Raw genomic sequence first — 4,960 nt, 5'->3', positions numbered from 1 at the left:
CTGTTCGGACTGGCTGCGCGGCTGCGCGAGGCGGACATCGCCGTGACCGTGGCGGTGGAGCCGCCCGACCTGCGGGCGATGGCCGACGCGATGCGGCTGGAGCAGGTGCTGGTCAACCTGCTGACCAATGCGATCGACGCGCTGGCCGGCACGGCTGCCCCGCGCATCACCGTGCACGCCCACCGCACGGGAGAACAGATCCAGCTCGTCATCGGCAACAATGGGCCAGCGATCACGCCCGATGTGCTGCGCCGCCTGTTCGAGCCGTTCGTCACCACGAAACCGGCCGGCAAGGGCCTGGGCCTCGGGCTGGTGCTCTCGGCGCGCCTCGTGCAGGGCTTCGGCGGTCGGCTGCAGGGGGGCAACCTCGATGCGTCGGGGGTCGCGTTCACCATCGAGCTGCCCGCCGCCCCTGAGCCATCCGACCCTGCATGAGCACTGCCCGTCCCGCCCCGACCATGGCCCCCGTCCATCCGATCCGCGTCATCTTCGTCGAGGACGACGAGGATGTGCGCCTGGGCAGCGTGCAGGCGCTGGACCTGGCCGGCTTCGCCGTGGACGCCCATGGCAGCGTCGAGCAGGCGCGCCCGCAGGTGCAGACGGGCCTGCCCATCGTCGTCGTCTGCGACGTGCGGCTGCCGGGCATGACCGGCACCGCCTGGCTGCGCGAGCTGCACGCGCTCGACGCCGAGCTGCCGGTCATCCTCATCACCGGCCACGGCGACATCGCGATGGCGGTGCAGGCGGTGCAGGACGGTGCCTACGACTTCATCGAGAAGCCCTGCTCGTCGGAGCGGCTGGTCTCGGTGGTGCGGCGCGCCGCGGACAAGCGCCAGCTCCTGATGGAGGTGCACACGCTGCGCCGCCAGCTCGACGGCTGGCACGGCATCCAGGCCACGCTCATCGGCCGCTCGGCCCAGATGGAGCGGGTGCGCCGCATGGTGCGCACGCTGGCCGCAGCGCCGGCCGACGTGGTCATCTATGGCGAGACCGGCACCGGCAAGGACCTCGTCGCCCGCTGCCTGCACGACCACAGCGCACGACGCCGCGGCCACTTCGTGCCGGTCAACTGCGGCGGACTGCCGGACAACCTGGTCGAGAGCGAGCTGTTCGGCCACGAGGTCGGCGCCTTCACCGGCGCGATCCGCCGCCGCATCGGCAAGTTCGAGCACGCCCACGGCGGCACGCTCTTCCTCGACGAGATCGAGAGCATGCCGCTGGCGGTGCAGGTCAAGCTGCTGCGGGCGCTGCACGAGCGCTCGATCGAGCGCATCGGCTCCAACGACCCCGTCGCCGTCGACTGCCGGGTCATCGCCGCGAGCAAGGAAGACCTGCGGCTGCTCAGCGAGCAGAAGAAATTCCGCTCGGACCTGTACTACCGGCTCGGTGTGGCCTTCATCGAACTGCCCCCGCTGCGCGAGCGGCGCGAGGACATCCCGCTGCTGTTCGAGCACCTGACGCTGCAGTCGGCGCGCCGCTACGGCCTGCCGGCGCCGATCGTCGACGGCGCCGTGCTGGCCACGCTGATGGCCCACCACTGGCCGGGCAATGTGCGCGAGCTGCGCAACGTGGCCGACCGCTTCGTGCTCGGCCTGCTCGGTGACGACCTCACCGGCGCACTGGGCGCCTCCGGGGCGCAGACACCGCAGCGCACCCTGCCCGAGCAGGTCGAGCAGGTCGAGCGCGTGCTGATCACCGAGGCGCTGCGCCAGCACCTCGGCGACGTGTCGGCCGCGGCCCGCGCGCTCGGCGTGCCCAAGCAGACGCTCTACGACAAGCGGCGCCGGCTGCAGATCGACCCGGCGGAGTTCCGCACGGAGGACTGACGCTCACCGCCCCGGAGCGTGCCCAGGGTCAGCGCATGCCGTGCGGCTCCGAATGCCGCTGGCCGGCGCAGCCGTCGATGTCGAGGACCGTGGCGCTCAGCGTGGTGCCGCTGAGCGTGCCCAGGACCTGCACCGTGGCACCGGCGACCAGGCAGGTCGCCGTGCCATCGTGGTAGGTGGCGCTGGCGGCATTGACGGTGTAGGTCCCGGCCGGCACGGCGGTGGTGGCGGTGGTGCTGCCCACCGTGAAGGTGAAGGTGCCATCGCTGTTGACCGTGCCCACGGTGCCGCGCACGCCGCTGCCGACGTAGGCATGGTCCGGGTGCGCCTGCCGCGCGGTGCGCGATGCCGCGCCGCGCACATCCACTGTCGTCGCCGTGATCACCGCGGCCGAGCCGATGCCGCTGACCTGCCCGCGGAAGCTCACCGCGACGCCGACCGCCAGATCGCTGGCCAGCCCGTGCGGGAACGTGGCCGTGCCGATGTCGACCACCACGCTGTCGCTGCCGGGCAGGAAATTGGCGTCGGTCAGCCTGACCGTGACCAGCGTGCCGTTGACCGCGCTGACCGTGCCTTCGCCGCGGGCGCGGGTCACGGCGGATTCGACGTGGACGACGGTGGCGGTCACGGTGACCGGGTCGGCGGTGGTCGCGCCCGGTGTGACCGTGCCCTTGATGCCGATGCGGGTGCCCGCGGTGAGCTGGGCCAGCGTCAGCGTCGATCCGGTGGATTCGTTGGTGATGACCGCGTCGGTGGCGAGCGAGACGACCACGCCCGTGCCCAGGCGGCTGTCGTTGACGGTGATCGTGCCCGCCGTGGTGTCCACGCTCTGCACCGTGCCATGGACCTCGGCCTGCTGGCGCACGAACTTGCGGAAGGCATCGGTCGGCGTGGGCACATCGACCTGCGGCGTCACGAGGCCGGTGGCGGCGCTGTAGGTGAAGCGCGCGAGGTTGAAGTCGAGCACGAGCTGGCCAGTGGTGGAGGTGTCGAAGCTCAGGTTGCGCACGTTCCAGACGAAGTCGCTGGTGCCGCTGCCGAGCTTGCCGGTCACGGTGGTCGTGCCGTCCAGCGAGACGAGCTGCACGTCGTTGCCCAGCGTCACGGCGATCTGGGTGTAGATGCCGGCCGGCAGCGTCACGCTCGACATGAACTGGCCCACGTCCGCCAGCGAGGACAGGTTGACGACGACCGGCGCGGCGGTGGCGTCCAGCAGCGTGACGACGGCACCGGTGCTGTCGGTGGCGGTGACTTTCTTGATGGTGACCCAGACCTTCGAGTACTCGGTGGCGAGGTTGTCGGTGATGTAGGTCTGCAGCGTGACCGCCGAGGCGGTCGCGGTCGGTGTGGTCGAGGTGGTGTCGCCCCCACCACCACATGCGCCCAGCACAGCCAGTGCAGCGGACGACAGGGTCAGGATCAAGGACTTGTTCAGGCGGGTACGGATCATCGGTGCACTCCTGGAGGCTGGATGGATGTATGTATGTATGTATGAATTAATGGGAAAATTTCCCATATATAGACATCCTAGAGTCCGCAGCCACGCCCTGTCCATGCAGAAGTGAACAGCGTTACGCCGGTTAACCCATCTTTTCAATCACGCAGAATCCGTGACATGCGCATCGACGTCTTCTTCACCGACCGGGTCGGTATCGCCCAGGAAATCCTCGCCACGCTGGCGCAGCGGGCGCTGGACGTGTCCGCGGTCGAAGTCGAGCCGCCGCACGTCTACCTCGAAGCCCCGGCGCTGGACGCGCAGGGGCTCGGGCAGCTGCGCGGCGAGCTGCTCGGCGTGGCGGGCGTGCAGTCGGTCGACGCGGTGGCGATGCTGCCGGGCGCGCGGCGGCGGCTGTACCTGGATGCGCTGCTGGCGGCACAGGAAGACCCGGTGCTCGCCGTCGATGCCGCGGGCGTGGTGGTGGTGGCCAACGCGGCGGCCGTCAGCGCCAGCGGGATGACCGAGTCGGCACTGATCGGCCGGTCGCTGCCCGGCCTGACGGACCTGCCGGACACCACCCGCGCGGGCAGCGAGGTGCAGCTCGGCGGCCAGTCCTTCCTGCTCGAATCGGTGGCGCTGCACGAGACGGGCGGCGCGGTGGCCGGCGCGGTGCTGACGCTGCACGCGCCGCACCGCCTGGGCGAACGCCTGAGCGCGCTGCGCAACCACGGCGCGGGCGGCTTCGAGACGATCCTGGGCGACTCGCCCGCGGTCCGCCAGCTCAAGCAACGCGCCGCGCGCATGGCGCCGGTGGACGCGCCGCTGCTGATCCGCGGCGAGACCGGCACCGGCAAGGAGCTGATCGCCCACGCCTGCCACGCCGGCAGCCGCCGCAAGGACCAGCCCTTCTTCGCGCTGAACTGCGCCGCGCTGCCCGAAAGCCTGGCTGAGAGCGAGCTGTTCGGCTACGCCAGCGGCGCCTTCACCGGCGCGCTGCGCGGCGGCAAGCCGGGGCTGCTGGAGCTGGCGGATGGCGGCACGCTCTTCCTCGACGAGGTCGGCGAGATGTCGGCGTATCTGCAGGCCAAGCTGCTGCGCTTTCTCAACGACGGCAGCTTCCGGCGCGTCGGCGGCGAGCGCGAGCTGAAGGCGGACCTGCGCATCATCAGCGCCACCCACCGCTCGCTGGAAGACATGGTGGCCGCGGGCACGTTCCGGCAGGATCTGCTGTTCCGGCTCGACGTGCTGCAGCTGCAGGTGCCGCCGCTGCGCGCACGCACCGAGGACATCCTGCCGCTGGCGCAGGTCTTCCTGGAGCGTGCCTGCACGCAGATCGGCCGGCCGCGGCCGCGCATCGGGGCAGCGGCGGCGGCAGCGCTGCTCGCACATCCGTGGACCGGCAATGTGCGGCAACTGCAGAACGTCATCTTCCGCGCCGTGACGCTGAGCGAGGCGCCGGTGATCGAGCCGGCGGATCTGGAGTTCGTCGGCAGCGCGACGGCACCCGCCGCCAGCGCTGCGCCCGAGGCCGCACCGGTCGGCTCGCTGGAGGACGCCGTCGCCGGCTTCGAGAAGGCCCTGCTGCAGCGGCTGCATGCCGACTACCCCTCGACCCGCAAGCTCGCCGAGCGGCTCCAGACCTCGCACTCGGCGATCGCGGTGCGGCTGCGCAAGTACGGCATCGGCGCGGGGTAGT

At 71.0% G+C, this 4,960-nt stretch carries 4 protein-coding genes; 3 read left to right on the top strand and 1 reads right to left on the bottom strand.

The genetic code is table 11. The features are described from left to right. Both AB3X43_RS18310 and AB3X43_RS18305 read left to right on the top strand, forming a co-directional pair. Positions 1 to 435, top strand: a 435-nt coding sequence (locus AB3X43_RS18310) for a sensor histidine kinase (RefSeq protein WP_369431301.1), incomplete at its 5' end; no start/stop codon positions are given. Further along, on the top strand, positions 432 to 1,826 hold the full coding sequence (locus tag AB3X43_RS18305) for a sigma-54-dependent transcriptional regulator (RefSeq protein WP_369431300.1): 1,395 nt from the start codon (positions 432 to 434) through the stop codon (positions 1,824 to 1,826). The genes AB3X43_RS18310 and AB3X43_RS18305, both read left to right, overlap by 4 nt. A 28-nt stretch (positions 1,827 to 1,854) precedes the next feature. Here AB3X43_RS18305 and AB3X43_RS18300 read toward each other — a convergent pair whose 3' ends face one another. Beyond that, entirely contained in the window at positions 1,855 to 3,276 is a 1,422-nt protein-coding gene (locus AB3X43_RS18300) for a DUF4382 domain-containing protein (protein WP_369431299.1), read from the bottom strand. A gap of 165 nt (positions 3,277 to 3,441) precedes the next feature. Here AB3X43_RS18300 and AB3X43_RS18295 point away from each other — a divergent pair, with 165 nt between their 5' ends. After that, positions 3,442 to 4,959, top strand: coding sequence for a sigma 54-interacting transcriptional regulator (locus tag AB3X43_RS18295; protein ID WP_369431298.1), 1,518 nt, complete (start codon positions 3,442 to 3,444; stop codon positions 4,957 to 4,959). The last annotated feature ends 1 nt before the right edge of the window (position 4,960 follow it).

Origin of the sequence: Sphaerotilus sp., from assembly GCF_041083715.1 — a bacterium.
Taxonomy (GTDB): Bacteria; Pseudomonadota; Gammaproteobacteria; order Burkholderiales; family Burkholderiaceae_C; genus Sphaerotilus.
This window is presented reverse-complemented; position numbering and strand designations above follow the sequence as displayed.